Here is a 17,313-nt window from a genome sequence, read left to right as displayed (position 1 = left end):
CGTGGCAGAAGTCCAATCCATCAATTCGAGCGTGGCGAACGCGAGCGGTACGAATGGCCGCCGCGACGCGCAGCAGGCCGACGCCGGCGGTCAGGAGTTCCTTGTCTTCACGCTCGGCGCCGAAGAGTACGGCATCGACATTCTCAAGGTGCAGGAAATCCGCGGCTACGACAACGTGACGCGCATCGCGAACGCGCCCGAGTTCATCAAGGGCGTGATCAATCTGCGCGGCATCATCGTGCCGATCGTCGATATGCGCATCAAGTTCCATCTGGGCCGCGTCGAATACGACCATCAGACGGTGGTGATCATCCTGAACGTCGCGCATCGCGTGGTCGGGATGGTGGTGGACGGCGTGTCCGACGTGCTGACGCTCGCCACCGACCAGATCATGCCCGCACCGGAATTCGGCGCGACGCTGACGACCGAGTATCTGACGGGCCTCGGCACCGTCGACGGCCGCATGCTGATCCTGATGGACATCGAAAAGCTGATGACCAGCCGCGAAATGGCGCTGATCGAAACGCTGGGCGCTTAACGGAACACCGCGAACGAGAGACTGGAGAGGGAGCGTCAAGATGCTGAACAGGTGGTCGATCCGCACGTCGTTGACATTGGTGGGGGTCCTTCTGGTTGCGCTGACCGTGGTGGTCGGCGCGCTCGGTCTAACCGCGCTGAATCGGGCGAGCACCTCGCTCGACCGGATTGCGCGCGGCGACCTCGTGGCGATTCACGCTCTCGACGACGCGGCTTCATACATGTTGCGTTCGCGTGTGGCGATAGACCGCTTCAACGCGCTGCAAGGCGCGGGTAACGCCGACGAAGCGAAGCAGGCGCTCTCACGTGCGCAGGAATTGCTCGCGAAGAGCAACCAGAACTGGCAAACCTATCTTGACGCGCCCAAGCCGGGCGTCGATCAGGCGTTGCTCGACGACGTGCTCGCCAAACACACCGCGGTGATGCAGGACGGCGTGACGCCGGAATTCGCGGCGCTGAGCGCCAACGACATGACCGCTTACCACGCGATCGCCGATACGAAGATCAGCCCGATGTTCATCGCATACGACGCGGCGGCGGCGGCGGTGGTCAAGGCGTTGCAGCAGAGTGTGAGCGAGCAGCAGGAGAGCGCGCAGAACAATGCGTCGCTGATGATGACGCTGATCATCAGTGTCACCGTGCTTGCGTTGCTGCTAGTGGTGGGGATCCGTTTCGCGCTGCGCGGCCTGATCGTGCAACCGTTGAAGGACGCGACGGCCTGCTTTGAGCGGATGGCGGCGGGCGATCTGTCCGAACCGATCGAGGTATTCAGCCGCAATGAAATCGGCCGCCTGTTTGCCGGTATCAAGCGGATGCAGGACAGCCTGTCGACGATGGTGAAGGCCGTTCACGGCAGCACCGAATCGATCGACACCGGCGCGCGCGAAATCGCGATGGGCAACACCGATCTGTCGCAGCGCACCGAGCAGCAGGCGGCCTCATTGCAGCAAACCGCATCGAGCATGGATCAACTCACCGGCACCGTGCGGCAGAACGCCGAGAACGCGCGTCAGGCGAGCCAGCTGGCGGTCAACGCCTCCGACATCGCTACGCGCGGCGGCGAAGTGGTGAGCGAGGTCGTCACGACGATGCAAGGCATCGCGACCAGTTCGAACAAGGTCGTGGACATCATCGGTGTGATCGAAGGCATTGCATTTCAGACCAATATTCTGGCGCTGAACGCGGCGGTCGAGGCCGCGCGTGCGGGCGAGCAGGGCCGCGGTTTCGCGGTGGTCGCAGGCGAAGTGCGCAGTCTCGCGCAACGCAGTGCGAGCGCGGCGAAGGAAATCAAGGAACTGATCGGCGATTCGGTCGAGAAGGTCCAAAGTGGTTCGGCGCTGGTCGGCCGTGCAGGCACGACGATGGACGAGATCGTGCAGGCCGTGCGCCGCGTGACCGACATCATGGGCGAGATCAGTGCGGCCTCCGAAGAACAGTCGGGCGGTATCGAACAGGTGAATCGCGCGGTCGTGCAGATGGATGAAGTCACGCAGCAGAACGCCGCGCTGGTCGAACAGGCCGCGGCCGCAGCGTCCTCGCTCGAAGAGCAGACGCGGCAGTTGCAGGCCGTGATAGGCGGCTGGAAAGTGACCGGTGGACAGGCGCGCAGTGGCGTGGCGGCCGTGCGTGCGCAGACGGCGGCGCATGCGAATAGCGGGGCGTTCAAACCGCTGTCGGCAAAAGCCACGCCGAAAGCACCGGCAGGTCATGGTGCGGCGGCTGCGGCGATCACGGCAAATGGAGCAACGAAAGTCAATGGCGTAACGAGCGCAACCACGGCGTCGTCCACAAACGATGCAGGTCCGCGCGTCGAGGCCGCCCTCAGGTCGAAGGCAGTCCGTGCAGCATCCGAACCCGCAGCACGTCCGGCCGCAGCAAGCGCGGCCACGGCAGGCGCGGATTCGGACTGGGAAACGTTTTAGGAAGTGGCACACAGTCATGCAGTCATCCCGCATCTCGCTCGCTAATGAGCGATTCTTCGAAGCACGCCGGCAACGCGTGCTGCGGGCCGACTGCATGCAGGCAGCACCGGCGGGCGCGTGCAACCCCGCGAACCCAATCCCTTCTTCCCAAGGGCACCCTCTGGGCGGAAAGCGGGATGGCTCGTATCGCAGGCAGGAACATTCATGATGGCAACGCGCGCACAACCACGGCCGGACCGGCAGGAGCCGGTTAGATCCGGCGAGTCGAACCGGGACTTCGAATTCACGACGGCGGACTTCACCCGCATTCGTGACCTGATTCATCGCAGCGCGGGCATTTCGCTGTCGGATCACAAGCGTGACATGGCGTACAGCCGTCTTGCACGCCGCTTGCGCGCTCGCGGTCTCGACACGTTCCGGCAGTATCTCGATCTGCTGGAAGCGGAGAACAATCCCGCCGAGTGGGAGGCGTTCACCAATGCGCTGACCACCAACCTGACCGCATTTTTTCGCGAAGCCCATCACTTCCCGATCCTCGCCGATTTCGTACCGCGCCGCGCGCAGCCGGTGTCGGTGTGGTGTTCGGCGGCATCGACGGGCGAGGAGCCGTATTCGATCGCGATGACGCTGATCGAGGCGCTCGGCGACAGCGGCGCGCGCCAGGCGTCCGTGCTGGCCACCGACATCGATACGCAGGTGCTCGCGAAAGCCGAAGCCGGGGTGTATCAGTTCGATCAGGTGAAGCACCTGTCGCCCGAACGGCTCAAGCGCTTCTTCCTGAGAGGCACGGGCGCGCATGCGGGGATGGTGAAAGTGCGTCCCGAAGTGCGCGCGCTGGTGCGCTTCGAGCAATTGAACCTGACCGACCGCGATTACCAGTTGCGCTCGTCATTCGACGCGATCTTCTGCCGCAACGTGATGATCTATTTCGACAAGCCGACCCAGGCGCAAGTGCTCGCGCGCTTCGAACCGCTGATGAAAACGGGCGGTCTGCTGTTCGCCGGTCATTCGGAAAACTTCACCTATGTGACGCAGGCATTCAAGCTGCGCGGCCAGACCGTCTACGAGCTGACTCGCGATGCCACTGGCACGCGCACGCCACAGCGCGCGTCGGGCGCAACGCATCATCATTCGACTAGCGGGGTGGCCGCATGAGCAGCGCTTTGCCGATCGCCACCAATCTGTACTACGACAACCACTTCCAGCGCCCAGGCGTGAAGTTGTTGCCCAACGAGTTTTACACGACCCACGACGACATGGTGCTGGTCACCGTGCTGGGTTCGTGCGTCGCGGCCTGCATTCAGGACCGCACGGCCGGAATTGGCGGCATGAACCACTTCATGCTGCCCGACGACGGCGCGGACGTCGCGCATGCCGCATCGGATTCGATGCGCTACGGCGCGTATGCGATGGAAGTGCTGATCAACGAACTGATCAAGGCCGGCGGCCGGCGCGAGCGCTTCGAAGCCAAAGTGTTCGGTGGCGGCGCGGTGCTCGCGGGTATGACGACGATGAACATCGGCGATCGCAATTCGGAGTTCGTGCGCCGCTATCTGGCGACCGAAAAAATCCGCATCGTCGCCGAAGATTTGCAGGGCTCGCACCCGCGCAAGGTCGCCTTCATGCCACGCACCGGCCAGGTGATGGTGAAGAAGTTGCGCCTTCAGCAGGAAGCGGGTGTGGCCGAGCGCGAACAGGCGCTGGTGCGGCAAAGCGCCGAAGCGCGCGCCGAGCGGCTCGCAGCCGCGCGCAAACGGGTCGAGTTGTTCTCGTCGCCCGGCACTGGCGCCGCCGGTGCTGCCCGGCCGAAGATCGAACTGTTCGGCTCGAGCAGCGGCGCCGCGAAGCCGCGCATCGAACTGTTCGGTTCGAGCCCGCGCCCAATTAATTCAAACAACGCCAGAACGACAGAGGAGGCGTGAGCGCCGTGCAAAAGATCAAAGTACTGTGCGTCGACGATTCGGCGCTGATCCGCAGCCTGATGACTGAGATCATCAACGGTCAGCCGGATATGACGGTGGTGGCGACCGCACCCGATCCGCTGGTCGCGCGCGAACTCATCAAGCAGCACAATCCGGACGTGTTGACGCTCGACGTCGAAATGCCGCGCATGGACGGCCTCGATTTTCTCGAGAAGCTGATGCGCCTGCGACCGATGCCGGTCGTGATGGTGTCGTCGCTGACCGAGCGCGGCAATGAAATCACGCTGCGCGCGCTCGAACTCGGCGCAGTGGATTTCGTCACCAAGCCGAAGGTCGGCATTCGCGACGGCATGCTCGATTACTCGGAAAAGCTCGCCGACAAGATTCGTGCGGCGGCCCGGGCGCGCGTGCGTCAAGCTGCGCCGGTGCATCACGCGACGGCTCATGCCGCGCACGCACCGGTCGGCGCCGCGCCGCTGTTCAACAATCCGCTGCTCAGTACCGAGAAGCTGATCATCGTCGGGGCATCGACAGGCGGCACCGAAGCGATCCGCGAAGTGCTGGTGCCGCTGCCGCCCGACGCCCCCGCTGTGTTGATCGCGCAACACATGCCGCCTGGGTTTACCAAATCTTTCGCACAACGCCTTAATGGTTTGTGCCGGATTACCGTTAAAGAGGCAGAGCATGGCGAACGCGTGCTGCCCGGACATGCGTATATCGCGCCCGGTCACGCGCACCTGTTGCTTGCCCGTAGCGGTGCGAATTATATTGCCCACCTGTCTGACGAACCGCCGGTGAACCGGCATCGTCCTTCGGTGGACGTGCTGTTCCGTTCGGCCGCGCAGCATGCGGGGAAGAACGCGGTCGGCGTGATTCTGACCGGGATGGGACGCGACGGTGCTGCCGGGTTGCTGGACATGAAAAAAGCAGGGGCGTATACCCTTGCACAGGACGAAGCGAGTTGCATCGTATTCGGCATGCCGCGAGAAGCGATTGCGCTCGGTGCGGCAGACGAGATCGCGTCGCTGCCGGAGATGAGCCGACGCGTCATGGCGCGTTTGTCGTCGATGGGCGAACGTGTTCAGCGGGTATGATGCGAGCCGGATAGATTGAGGCGGTTGTTTGAAGCGCTAACGAGGCAATCAGACACCGCACCATGGATCAAGCAAAGGGAATGAAATGGATAAGGGAATGAAGATTCTGGTGGTTGACGACTTTCCGACGATGCGCCGGATTGTCCGCAACCTCCTCAAAGAGCTCGGCTATTCGAACGTCGACGAAGCGGAAGACGGCCAGGCAGGTCTCGCGCGGCTGCGCGGGGGTACCTACGACTTCGTGATCTCCGACTGGAACATGCCGAACCTCGACGGTCTGGCAATGCTCAAGCAGATCCGCGCCGATGCTGCCCTGACGCATCTGCCGGTGCTGATGGTGACCGCGGAATCGAAGAAGGAAAACATCATCGCAGCGGCCCAGGCTGGCGCGAGCGGTTATGTCGTCAAGCCGTTCACGGCCGCGACGCTCGACGAGAAGCTCAACAAGATTCTCGAGAAGATGGCGAAAGCCGGGAGCTGATGTGACTCTGCCGACCCCAGCGCCTGGCGCCGACGCGGCCAACGAGATCGGCGACTTCGCGTCCGACCGCATTCTTGCCCGCATTGGACAACTGACGCGCACGCTGCGCGACTCGATGCGTGAGCTCGGGCTCGACAAGCATGTCGAGCGGGCGGCGGAAGCCGTACCCGACGCACGCGACCGTCTGAAGTACATCGCGGATTTGAGCGAGCAGGCTGCCGAGCGCGTGTTGTCGGCCATCGACGTCGCCAAGCCGATCCAGGAACAGTTGCAAACTGGCGCGGCCGAACTCGACGCGCGCTGGGAGCAGTGGTATGCGGCGCCGATCGATCGCGAGGAAGTGCGCGCGCTGATGAACGACACGCGCACGTATTTGCGTGGCGTGCCGGCCGCGACCAGCGCGACCAATTCGCAACTGATGGAAATCATGCTCGCGCAGGACTTCCAGGATCTGACCGGCCAGGTGATCAAGAAGATCACCGACGTCGTGTATCTGATCGAGCAACAGCTGCTCGGCGTGCTGGTCGAGAACATCGCGCTGGAACGCCGCGAGCAGTTCGCGGCGAATGCGGCGGCGCTGGCGGCTTCCGAGGTGTCGCCGACCGGCAGCCCGGAACATCTGCTGAATGGCCCGCAGATCAATCCGGAAGGCAAGGCGGACGTGGTGCAGGATCAGTCGCAGGTCGACGATCTGCTGGCAAGCCTGGGCTTCTGACGCGCCGCGAGTTTGACGACACACACGCGGCTGTCAAACTCGCGCGGGATGCAATCGGTACATGCAGCAAGCCACGCAGACGCGTGCGTGGTGACTACGGATAGAAAGCACAGGCATACTAGGGGCTTAATCGGCGGCATTGCGTTCCGGTCACATCCGGCTTCGGCGGATGGCACGGCGAGGGCTTCCTCCCGATCGTGACGCAGCGCTGCAGTATCATTTGCCTATAGCGGCCGGTTCGTGCGAGGTGCGAACCCGGCGGCAGCTTGGGAGGAGCCTCGTCATGCTGAGTTGTATACGCCGCGCCAGGATCGTCACGGCGCTTGTATTGCCCTGTTCCCTGTTGTCTCTGCAGTCCGCAAACGCCGCTCTTGGCGGCGCGCCGATGACACCGCCCACCGACGCATCGGTTTCTTCCCGCATCGTGCAGCCGGGCACCACGCAAAGCGTGATGCATTCTGCATCGAGCGCGGCGTCTGCCTCTTCTTCTGCTGCTTCGTCCTCATCGTCCTCATCGTCGTATACCGTGCGAGCAACCACGCTCAGCAACAACACGGTGGTTCGCGAATACCTGGCGACGGACGGCACCGTCTTCGGTATCGCCTGGTACGGGCCGCAAATGCCTAATCTGAGCGATCTGCTCGGCAGCTATTTCTCGCAGTATGTCGACGGCGTGAAAGCCGTGCGCGCCGCGCGCAGCCATGCGCGCGGACCGGTCGCGGTCGAGCAGAGCGGTCTGGTCGTGCACTCCGGCGGCCACATGGGCGGGTTCGGCGGCCAGGCATGGCTGCCTGCCGCGCTGCCCGCTGGCGTCAGCGGTTCCGACATCCAGTAATAGCCGAGGAAGACGATGCGAACCATGCAGATTGCAACAAAGCTCAAAGGCTGGATACAGGCTGTGACGGCCGTGACGCTGGTCGCGACACTCGTCGCGTGCGGAGGCGGCGGCGACAGTTCCAGTTCCAGCAGCAATTCGTCGAACGCGCTGAACGGCGGTACGCTGCCGCCCAGCCCGTCGCAGCAGCCGATTGCCGCGACGGCGACGAACACGGTGCCGATCACGGTCGGCCGGGGCGTGAACGGCGTCATCAATATTCCGACGGTTAGCGTGACGATCTGCTCGCCCACCGCTCCCACCAGTTGCCAGACCATCAACAATATTCAGGTCGACACGGGTTCGTCCGGGCTGCGGCTGGTGAACACGGCGCTGAACACGTCGCTGCTCGCCGCGTTGCCGGCCAGCACGCGCAGCAGCGACGGCGCGCCGCTTGCCGAATGCGCGACTTTCGCCGACGGCAACGCGTGGGGCTCGGTGCGCACGGCGATCGTGAACATCGGCGGCGAAACGACGTCGTCGGGCATTCCGGTGCAGATCATCGGCGACAAAAGCACGGATACGATCCCGGCGGGCTACTGCGAAACGGGCGCGCCGGAAAACACCGTCGCCGATCTCGGCGCAAACGGCATTCTCGGCATCGGCAACGCGCCGAACGACTGCGGCGCGGGTTGCGCGAGTGCGGTCAAAAACGGCGCCTACTTTGCGTGCCCGAGCGGCGCGTCGACCTGCACGCCGTCCGTCCTGGCGCAAACCGGTCAGGTGGCCAATCCGGTGGCGAACTTCGTGGGCAGCGACAACAACGGCGTGATCGTACAGATGCAGCCGGTGTCGAATACCGGCGCGGCGTCTGCGACCGGCACGCTGGTGTTCGGCGTCGGCACACAGTCGAACAATGCGCTCACGGCGACGCAGAGTTTCACGACCGACGTGTCCGGCAATCTGGTGAATAGTGTCTTTAACGGCTCGACGGTGACGGCATTCCTCGATTCGGGCTCGAATGGCTATTTCTTCGGCGATAGCACGCTCGCGCTGTGCAACAGCACGTACTCGGGCTTTTACTGTCCGTCGTCGGCGCAAACCCGCTCGGTCACCCTGGTCGGTCTGAACGGCGTCGCCGCGAGCGCCAGCATCGGTATCCTGAGCGCGGCCACGCTGTTCAGCAATGGCAGCAACTTTGCGTTCAATAACCTCGCCGGGCAGATCAGCATCAATCAGGTGTTTGATCTGGGACTGCCGTTCTTCTATGGCCGTCACGTGTTTTATGGCATCGACAAGACCGCGAGCGGCGGCGCCACGCCCTATGTCGCGTTCTGACGCAGGGCATCACGTTTAAAGACCAACCGGGCGTCCGCGCGAGACTGCGTGGACGCCTGGCTTCTGCGATAGGCGAGCCGCCTGCAATCCGACCTCTGCGTTCGCACGTCCCCGCGTATTTTCTTCGCAGCATTGAGCTGCATTTGAACCGCACGCTTCCAGGGTCAGCGGCCTCCCACGGGGCATTCGCTCACACCTGACGAACCCCGCCGCCGCGCTGCTCCATCCCTCGAAATACCCCCCTTTCTCCGCCCTTATCCGTCGATCGGTGCTTGCGTCGAGCGTGAATAATCGCTCTCACTGGAAAGAGGCGTCGTGCCTCGGCCGACTGGAGAGTTTTTGTGGCAGAGGATAGCGACCTCGAAAAGACCGAAGCAGCCACTCCCCGGCGCCTGCAGAAGGCGCGCGAGGAAGGGCAGATCGTCCGTTCGCGGGAGCTGTCGACGTTCGCGCTGCTCGCAGCGGGATTCTTCGGTGTGTGGGGCATGTCCGGCAGCATCGGCGAGCATTTTCAGAACATGCTGCACGCGTCGCTCACCTTCAACCACGCTGACGCGTTCGAAACCAGCCGCATGCTGATCGGCGCGGGTGCAGCCGCCCGCGAAGGCCTGTATGCGCTACTGCCGATTCTCGCCTTCACCGGACTCGCCGCGTTGCTTTCGCCGTTGGCGCTGGGCGGCTGGCAGTTGTCGTCGGCGGGACTTGAGCCCAAGTTCAGCCGGCTCGATCCCATTGCCGGGCTGGGAAAGATGTTTTCGATCAACGGCCCGATCCAGCTGGGCATGTCGCTCGCCAAGACGCTGGTGGTGGGCATTATCGGCGGGACTGCGATCTGGAATCGCCGCGACGAAATCCTCGCGCTCGCCACCCAGCCGCTGAACCTCGCGCTCGCCAATTCCGTGCATCTGATCGGCGTGTGCTGCGGCATGACGGTGGCGGGCATGCTGGTGGTGGCGGGTCTGGATGTGCCGTATCAAATCTGGCAGTTCAACAAGAAACTGCGGATGACCAAGGAAGAAGTGAAGCGCGAGCACAAGGAAAGCGAAGGCGATCCGCACATCAAGGGCAAGATTCGCCAGCAGCAGCGCGCTGCCGCGCGTCGCCGGATGATGGGAAAGGTGCAGACCGCCGACGTCGTGGTGACCAACCCGACGCACTTCGCGGTCGCGCTGCAATACACCGACGGCGAGATGCGCGCGCCGAAGGTGGTCGCCAAGGGCGTGAACCTGGTGGCCGCACGGATTCGCGAGATCGCCGCCGAAAACAACGTGCCGCTGCTCGAAGCGCCGCCGCTCGCGCGTGCGCTGTATCACAACGTCGAGCTGGACCGCGAAATTCCGGGTCCGCTGTATGGCGCGGTCGCCGAAGTGCTGGCGTGGGTGTTCCAGTTGCGGCGCTTCAATACCGAGGGTGGCGTCAAGCCGGTCGCACCGACCGAGTTCGACGTGCCCGCGGATCTCGACAAGGGCGGTGTACCGGCGGATCAGGCCGATGAAGAAGCCGCCGACGCGCTTAACCCCGACAACTCTGCTAACGACGACGCTTCAGGAGCCTCCGCATGAACGCTCGCGCCGGATTCCTGTCCCGACGGCCGGATGCCTTCAGTACCGCCAATTTGCGAGCCCTCGCCGGGCCGGTACTGATCTGCATGATCCTCGGCATGATGATTCTGCCGTTGCCGCCGTTTCTGCTGGACCTGCTGTTCACCTTCAACATCGCGCTTTCGGTGATGGTGCTGCTCGTCAGCATGTACACGATGAAGCCGCTCGACTTTGCCGCGTTCCCGAGCGTGCTGCTGTTCTCGACGCTGCTGCGGCTGTCGCTGAACGTGGCATCGACCCGGGTCGTGCTGCTCGAAGGCCACACCGGTCCCGATGCGGCCGGTCAGGTGATCGAGTCGTTCGGTCACTTCCTCGTGGGCGGCAACTTCGCGGTCGGTATTGTCGTCTTTATCATTTTGATGGTGATCAACTTCATGGTGATCACCAAGGGTGCGGGGCGGATCGCGGAAGTGTCCGCGCGCTTCACGCTCGACGCGATGCCCGGCAAGCAGATGGCGATCGACGCCGACCTGAACGCAGGCCTCATCAACGAAGACGCAGCCCGTAAGCGCCGCGCGGAAGTCTCGCAGGAAGCCGAGTTCTACGGCTCGATGGACGGCGCGAGCAAGTTCGTGCGCGGCGATGCGATTGCCGGGTTGCTGATCATGGTGATCAACATCATCGGCGGGTTGATCGTCGGGATGGTCCAGCACGACATGAGCTTTGCCGCAGCGGGCAAGAACTACACGCTGCTGACCATCGGTGACGGCCTCGTTGCGCAGATCCCGTCGCTGGTGATTTCGACGGCGGCCGGTGTGATCGTGTCGCGCGTCGCGACCAATGAAGACATCGGCACGCAGTTGACCGGCCAGCTCTTCACGAACCCGCGCGTGCTGATGATCACGGGCTGCATCCTGGTGCTGATGGGCCTGATCCCGGGCATGCCGCACTTCGCGTTTCTGGTGCTGGGCGGCGGTCTGATCCAGCTTGGCCGGACGATGAAAAAGCGTGCCGACGAACGCAAGAACGGCCCGTCGCTGGTCGATATCGCACCGGCCGTCACCGCGCCGGTCGAGAACACCGAAGCCAGTTGGGACGACGTGACGATGATCGACACGCTCGGCCTCGAAGTCGGCTACCGGCTGATTCCGCTGGTCGACAAGAACTCGGACGGCGAACTGCTGAAGCGGATCAAGAGCATCCGCAAGAAGTTCGCGCAGGAAATCGGCTTCCTGCCGCCGGTCATTCATATCCGCGATAACCTCGAATTGCGGCCGAACGGTTATCGCATTGCGCTCAAGGGTGTCGAAGTCGGCGTGGGTGAGGCATACCCGGGGCAATGGCTGGCAATCAATCCAGGCCAGGTTTCCGCCGCGCTGCCGGGCACGCCGACGCAAGATCCGGCGTTCGGTTTGCCGGCCACCTGGATCGACACGAATCTGCGCGAACAGGCACAGGTGTATGGCTACACGGTGGTCGATTCGAGCACCGTGGTGGCGACGCATCTGAATCACCTGGTCGTCACGCATGCATCGGAACTGCTGGGGCGCCGCGAAGTGCAGTCGCTGCTGGAGCGGATGCAGAAGGACACGCCGTCGCTGGTCGACGATCTGGTGCCGAAGACACTGCCGCTCACCACGCTGCAAAAAGTGTTGCAGAACCTGCTCGAAGAAGGCGTGCCGATCCGCGATTTGCGCACGATTCTCGAAGCGCTGTCCGAACACACGCCGAAGCTCACCGACCCGCACGATCTGACCGCCGCCGTGCGCCTTGCGCTGGGTCGCGCGATTACGCAGCAGTGGTTCCCCGGTACCGGCGACATGCAGGTGATGGGCCTCGATTCGAATCTGGAACGGGTGTTGTCCCAGGCGCTGTCGACGGGTACGAATCCCGGCCTCGAACCAGGTCTCGCCAACACGCTGCTGAACGAAACGCAGAAGGCGATGACACGTCAGCAGAATGCGGGGTTGGCGCCGGTGTTGCTGGTGCAGCACGCATTGCGGCCGATGATCGCGCGCTTCCTGCGTCGCAGCCTGCCGCAACTGAAGGTGCTCTCGTATGCCGAGGTGCCCGACACCCGCAATGTGCGGGTAGTCAACCAGATCGGCGCGCACGGCTGAACACGTTGCACGCAGAGCTGGCAGGAGCATCGACCGGCGCCCATCAGGGCGCCGGTTTTCATTTGGGCGGCTCATTTGATCCGGCGCGAGTAGCCGATCATCGCGCGCGACGGATGCCTGCCGAAGACTGTCTTACCGACTCTTGCCGCAGCGCTTTCGAAAGCGCGCGAGGTGCCCGCGCGAACGCTGTTCATACGCCATTCCGCGTGACAGCAGCGATCTCCCCATCGCGCGAATTGCCTACCTTTAACGGTCTTTATCCATCGATCGTCGCTCGACGGCTTTCGCAATAATTGATCTCAATGGGAAGCGGTATGTTGCCGGTCCGTTAGTCCGTTTACCTCATCGGGGGTCCAGCTTGAACATTCGTAAATTTATCGGTGCCACGAGTCGCGATGCTCTGCGTCTCGTTCGCGAAGCCCTTGGCGCGGACGCGGTCGTGTTATCCAGCCGCACGATGGAAGACGGCAGCGTCGAAATCGTCGCAGTGGCCGACAGGGAGCTCGCCGCCATTGCGCCCAAGGCTCGCGAAGGCGCGAATGCGCAGGCCGCATCGATGAATCCGGGTGCAGGACTGCCGTCGTTTGGCGCGCCGCGCGCGCTGCCGCCGATGCAGGCGAATCCGTATGCGAGCGGAATGCCCGACGTGTTCTCGTCGGTGTTCGGCGCGAGCCCGGAAGCGGGCGCTGAATCGACGCTCCCGAGCCTGGCCGCCAGTTTGTCCGCGCATGACGCACCGATGAGCGCCCCGAAGGCGATCCCCGCTGCGCTCCCTGCGGCGATTGCCGCCGCCGCACCGGGCACCGCGTTGCCTGGCGCGATCACAAGTACAGCATCGGCGTCGGCGTTGGCTCAGACGCCCTCGACCGGACCGAGCGCCCGTGCAGCGGCCGCGCGCCTGTCGGAAGACATGCGTGCCGATCTGCTGAAAGCCGCCGGTGTGCCGCCGTCGCCGGTCACGGCGACCGCCGATTCCAACGCGCCGCGCACCATGGCGGAATCGAACCCCTGGCTGATCGATCATGCACGTCGCATCGCCGCCGAACAGCAACCGGAAGAAGGCGCCTATAGCGCGCGTCCGTTGCCGATGACGCCGTCCGTCGCCACCGCGAAGGGACTCGGCGCAGCGGTCGACGTCAGCGCAGTCGCCACGCCCCCCGTGATCGGCCCGCAAGTCACCGACACACCCGAATGGGCTCGCGAAGCCGCGCAAGTCGCCGCGCGGCGCAATGCCCAGAAGATCGCCCCGATGCCGACCGGCGACGAAGCTCGCACCCCCGCAGCGGTCGCGGAAGCGATCAAGGCGCGCATGGAACAGGTCGTCAACGACACCGTGATGAGCGAACTGTCGTCGATGCGCGGAATGATGGAAGAACACTTCGCCGGTCTGATGTGGGGCGATCGCCAGCGCCGCAGCCCGGCACGCGCTGCGCTCACCAAGCATCTGTTTGCGGCGGGTTTTTCCGCGCAGCTCGTGCAGATGATGGTCGACAACCTGCCCGACGACGTCGACAACATGGACGCCGGCATGGATTGGGTGCGCACCGTGCTCGAATCGAACCTGCCGGTGATGGAAGACGAAGATGCACTGATGGAGCGCGGCGGTGTGTTCGCGCTGATGGGCCCCACGGGTGTCGGCAAGACCACGACGACCGCGAAGCTCGCTGCGCGCTGCGTGATGCGCTTCGGCGCGAGCAAGGTCGCGCTGCTGACCACCGACAGCTACCGGATCGGCGGCCACGAACAACTGCGCATCTTCGGCAAGATTCTTGGCGTGTCGGTTCACGCAGTGAAGGACGGCGCCGATCTGCAACTCGCGCTCTCCGAGTTGCGCAACAAGCACATCGTGCTGATCGACACGATCGGCATGAGCCAGCGCGACCGTCTCGTCTCCGACCAGATCGCGATGTTGTGCCGCGCCGGTCAGCCGGTGCAGCGCCTCCTGCTGCTCAACGCGACGAGCCACGGCGATACGCTCAACGAAGTCGTGCAGGCGTACCAGCGCGCGCCGGATCAACAGCCGCTCGCCGGCTGCATCCTGACCAAGATCGACGAAGCCACCAACCTGGGCGGCGTACTCGATACGGTGATCCGCTACAAGCTGCCGGTGCACTACGTGTCGACCGGTCAGAAAGTGCCGGAAAACCTGTACGTCGGCACGAAGAAATTTTTGATCAAGAGCGCGTTCTGCATACCGCGCGACAACTCGCCATTCGTGCCGCACGCCGACGATATCCCCGCGCTGCTTTCCGCACTGTCCGCACGTTCGACGGCCGAACTGCACGAGGTTCGCTTTGGATAAGCTCATCTCGGATCAGGCAGAGGGACTGCGGCGGCTGTTGACCCGAACCGGCGCACGCGTGATCGCGGTGACGGGCGGACCGGTCGGTGTCGGTTGTACGACGGTGGTGGTGAATCTTGCCGCAGCGCTCGCGCAGCAGGGCAAGGACGTGCTCGTGATCGACGAATGCGTTGGCGGGCGCTCGGTGAGCGCGATGCTCGGCGGCCTGCGCGGCGCCGGCAATTTCTCGGCCGTGATGCGCGGCGAGATGACGCTCGACGATGCCGCTGCCCGTCATCCACTTGGTTTTTCGGTGCTGGCGGCGTCGCGCAACAACCGCGAAGGCCACTCGGCGCAGCAGTTCGACCTGCTGTTGCGCGGGACCGCCGACATCGTGCTGATCGATGCGCAGCTCGACGAGCAAGGCCATCTGTCGCCGTTCGCGCAGCAGGCGCACGACGTGATGGTCGTCGCGCGCGTATCGGCTCAGGCGATCACCGACGCGTACGCGTGCATGAAACGTCTGCACTACGCGCACGCCATCGCGCAGTTCCGGGTGCTGGCCAATTACGTGCAGAGCGTGAACGACGCGCACACCATATTCATGAACCTGGCCGGCGTGGCCGGGCGCTACCTGACGGTGGCGCTGGAAGACGCCGGTTGCATTGCCGCCGATGTGCGGATGGCGCGAGCCCAGGAGTTGTCGCGTTGTGTCGTCGATGCGTTCCCGTCGACACCTGCCGCGCGCGACTTCCGGCACCTTGCCGCCGAATTGCAGTACTGGCCGATGCGGCCAGCGATGTCGTCGCAAACGCCCTGGACGGCGCCTGCGACAGTTACAGCGGCGCAACACGCCGAACAACCGTCGGCGCAGCACGCCTGAGAGGCGGCACGCGGACAAGGGGTGCACGATGTATAACGCTCAGGGAAAGATTTCCCAAGCCGAAGTTCTGACGAAGTACGCACCGCTGGTGCGACGTCTCGGCTTGCAGATCGTTGCCAAGATGCCGGCGAGCGTCGATCTCGACGATCTTATCCAGGCCGGCATGATCGGACTGCTGGATGCGGCAGGGCGCTACAAGGAAGATCAGGGCGCGCAGTTCGAGACCTATGCAAGCCAGCGGATTCGCGGCGCGATGCTCGACGAGCTGCGCAGCAACGACTGGTTGCCGCGCAGCTTGCGGCGCACGTCGCGTGAAGTCGAAACGGCGGTGCATAAGGTGGAGCAGAACCTGGGCCGCTCGGCGAGCGAAGCCGAGATTGCCGGGCAACTGCAAATGCCGCTCGACGAATATCAGTCGATGCTGCAGGACCTGCACGGCAGCCAGTTGATCTACTACGAAGACTTCGACCGTTCCGCCGACGACGAGCCGTTTCTCGACCGCTACTGCGTGGATCATTCCGATCCGCTCTCCGCGTTGCTCGACGACAGCCTGCGCTCGGCGCTGGTGGAGGCGATCGACCGCTTGCCGGATCGCGAGAAACTGCTGATGTCGCTGTATTACGAGCGCGGGATGAATCTGCGTGAGATTGGTGCGGTGATGGAAGTGAGCGAATCGCGGGTGTGCCAGTTGCACAGCCAGGCCGTGGCGCGTTTGCGCACGCGGCTGCGGGAAATGGCCTGGGCGAACGCCGAGGCGAACTGACGTCTGAGCAGTTGGTGTTCTGGCGCGACGCGCTCAACCCACTGCCTGGTTCAGGCGTCAGCCATCTCGTGCTCGGCGGCGAGCGCGAGAAACGCAGAGCGCGACATGCCGCGCGCCTGCGCATAAGCGTCGATCTCGTGGACCAGCGCCTCGGGCAACGAGATATTGATGCGGACTGCTTTCTTCAACGCCGGAATATTGCGCGTTGTCACAAAGCCCCAGGTGAATCCCGCGAAGTCGGGATTATGCCGATGCTCGTCGAGCGTACGCCGTTCGGGCACCGGCATTCCTTCGTCGAGCAAGGTGTCGAGATGGGCTTCGATCGCCTCTTTGGCGTTGGCGTAGGCTTCTTCCAGTGTGTCGCCCGCCGAGTGGCAACCCGGGATGTCGGGCACCACCACGCCGAACGCGTGGCCTGAGTCGCCGGGCTCGATGGCGATCGGGTAAATCAGGTTTTTCATTTCAGGCCTGCCTATTTCAGAATGCTGTTCAGGGTGCCGGGCGGCAGATCCTTTTTCGGATGCGGGATGGTCACGAGACCGGGCTTTACCGCGTGCCGGAAGTGATGGTGACTGCCCGATATGCGGATCAGACGCCAGCCATCGGTTTGAATCAGTTTGACGACCTCGGCGCTGTTCATTTGCTACTCCTCTAAATATACACACGATTACACACTCCCGCTAGTAGGTTGTGCTTCGCCGCCATGACGAGGGAACGTGAAAACTGGCGCATGGCAGGAAGCTCGACAGGGCGGGTTATTTCACCGTGCCGCAGCGATGCGCGCCAGCTAGCCAAACGGCCAGCGTTGAGGATCGGGACAGAGAGGAGGCGGGGGAAAACAAAAAAGGCTCGTCAAAGACGAGCCTTTTGTCGTTCAAACGAAACGGATCAACTGCGCTGGA

16 protein-coding genes are annotated in these 17,313 nt (G+C 63.6%); 14 read left to right on the top strand and 2 right to left on the bottom strand.

Features of this window, described 5'->3' with window-relative positions:
- Position 1 precedes the first annotated feature (1 nt).
- The 14 genes from LMG28727_RS16985 to LMG28727_RS16920 all read left to right on the top strand — a co-directional run bounded on the left by LMG28727_RS16985 (position 2) and on the right by LMG28727_RS16920 (position 16,411).
- Positions 2-538 (top strand): chemotaxis protein CheW, encoded by a 537-nt coding sequence (locus tag LMG28727_RS16985; RefSeq protein ID WP_168795556.1) that lies wholly within the window; start codon positions 2-4, stop codon positions 536-538.
- A 40-nt stretch (positions 539-578) separates the two neighbouring features.
- Positions 579-2,459, top strand: a complete 1,881-nt coding sequence (locus LMG28727_RS16980; RefSeq protein ID WP_201643473.1) for a methyl-accepting chemotaxis protein — start codon at positions 579-581, stop codon at positions 2,457-2,459.
- Between the two features lie 204 nt (positions 2,460-2,663).
- Positions 2,664-3,614 carry a CheR family methyltransferase gene (locus LMG28727_RS16975; RefSeq protein ID WP_201643472.1) on the top strand — a complete coding sequence of 317 codons (951 nt, stop codon included), beginning with the start codon at positions 2,664-2,666 and terminating at the stop codon, positions 3,612-3,614.
- On the top strand, positions 3,611-4,381 hold the full coding sequence (cheD, locus tag LMG28727_RS16970) for a chemoreceptor glutamine deamidase CheD (RefSeq protein WP_201643471.1): 771 nt from the start codon (positions 3,611-3,613) through the stop codon (positions 4,379-4,381). Before LMG28727_RS16975 ends, cheD begins: the two co-directional genes overlap by 4 nt.
- A 5-nt stretch (positions 4,382-4,386) precedes the next feature.
- Positions 4,387-5,475, top strand: a complete 1,089-nt coding sequence (locus tag LMG28727_RS16965) for a protein-glutamate methylesterase/protein-glutamine glutaminase (RefSeq protein ID WP_201643470.1) — start codon at positions 4,387-4,389, stop codon at positions 5,473-5,475.
- Positions 5,476-5,560: 85 nt separating this feature from the next.
- Positions 5,561-5,956, top strand: a complete 396-nt coding sequence (gene cheY, locus LMG28727_RS16960; RefSeq protein WP_201643469.1) for a chemotaxis response regulator CheY — start codon at positions 5,561-5,563, stop codon at positions 5,954-5,956.
- A gap of 1 nt (position 5,957) precedes the next feature.
- A complete protein-coding gene (cheZ, locus tag LMG28727_RS16955; protein ID WP_236592015.1) occupies positions 5,958-6,671 on the top strand; it encodes a protein phosphatase CheZ in 714 nt (237 codons plus the stop codon).
- A gap of 283 nt (positions 6,672-6,954) precedes the next feature.
- Positions 6,955-7,506 (top strand): DUF2844 domain-containing protein, encoded by a 552-nt coding sequence (locus tag LMG28727_RS16950; protein WP_201643467.1) that lies wholly within the window; start codon positions 6,955-6,957, stop codon positions 7,504-7,506.
- 15 nt (positions 7,507-7,521) lie between these two features.
- Positions 7,522-8,823, top strand: coding sequence for a DUF3443 domain-containing protein (locus LMG28727_RS16945; protein WP_201643466.1), 1,302 nt, complete (start codon positions 7,522-7,524; stop codon positions 8,821-8,823).
- Between the two features lie 341 nt (positions 8,824-9,164).
- On the top strand, positions 9,165-10,385 hold the full coding sequence (gene flhB / locus LMG28727_RS16940) for a flagellar biosynthesis protein FlhB (RefSeq protein ID WP_201643465.1): 1,221 nt from the start codon (positions 9,165-9,167) through the stop codon (positions 10,383-10,385).
- Entirely contained in the window at positions 10,382-12,484 is a 2,103-nt protein-coding gene (gene flhA, locus LMG28727_RS16935; RefSeq protein WP_201643464.1) for a flagellar biosynthesis protein FlhA, read from the top strand. Before flhB ends, flhA begins: the two co-directional genes overlap by 4 nt.
- A gap of 358 nt (positions 12,485-12,842) precedes the next feature.
- Complete coding sequence (gene flhF / locus LMG28727_RS16930; RefSeq protein WP_201643463.1) at positions 12,843-14,786, top strand: flagellar biosynthesis protein FlhF; 1,944 nt, start codon at positions 12,843-12,845, stop codon at positions 14,784-14,786.
- Positions 14,779-15,648, top strand: coding sequence for a MinD/ParA family ATP-binding protein (locus LMG28727_RS16925; protein ID WP_201643462.1), 870 nt, complete (start codon positions 14,779-14,781; stop codon positions 15,646-15,648). Before flhF ends, LMG28727_RS16925 begins: the two co-directional genes overlap by 8 nt.
- A gap of 28 nt (positions 15,649-15,676) precedes the next feature.
- On the top strand, positions 15,677-16,411 hold the full coding sequence (locus tag LMG28727_RS16920; RefSeq protein ID WP_074762473.1) for an RNA polymerase sigma factor FliA: 735 nt from the start codon (positions 15,677-15,679) through the stop codon (positions 16,409-16,411).
- Positions 16,412-16,461: 50 nt separating this feature from the next.
- Here the strand turns inward: LMG28727_RS16920 and LMG28727_RS16915 are convergent, their stop codons facing one another.
- Positions 16,462-16,872, bottom strand: a complete 411-nt coding sequence (locus tag LMG28727_RS16915) for a type II toxin-antitoxin system HicB family antitoxin (RefSeq protein ID WP_201643461.1) — start codon at positions 16,870-16,872, stop codon at positions 16,462-16,464.
- Positions 16,873-16,883: 11 nt separating this feature from the next.
- The gene (locus LMG28727_RS16910; protein WP_201643460.1) at positions 16,884-17,051 is read right to left on the bottom strand and encodes a type II toxin-antitoxin system HicA family toxin; all 168 of its coding nucleotides are present in this window, start codon (positions 17,049-17,051) and stop codon (positions 16,884-16,886) included.
- Between the last annotated feature and the right edge of the window lie 262 nt (positions 17,052-17,313).

The sequence above is a fragment of the Paraburkholderia metrosideri genome, from assembly GCF_904848625.1.
GTDB lineage: Bacteria > Pseudomonadota > Gammaproteobacteria > Burkholderiales > Burkholderiaceae > Paraburkholderia > Paraburkholderia metrosideri.
Note: the sequence above shows the minus strand (reverse complement) of the source record. Positions and strands in the feature narration are given on the sequence as shown.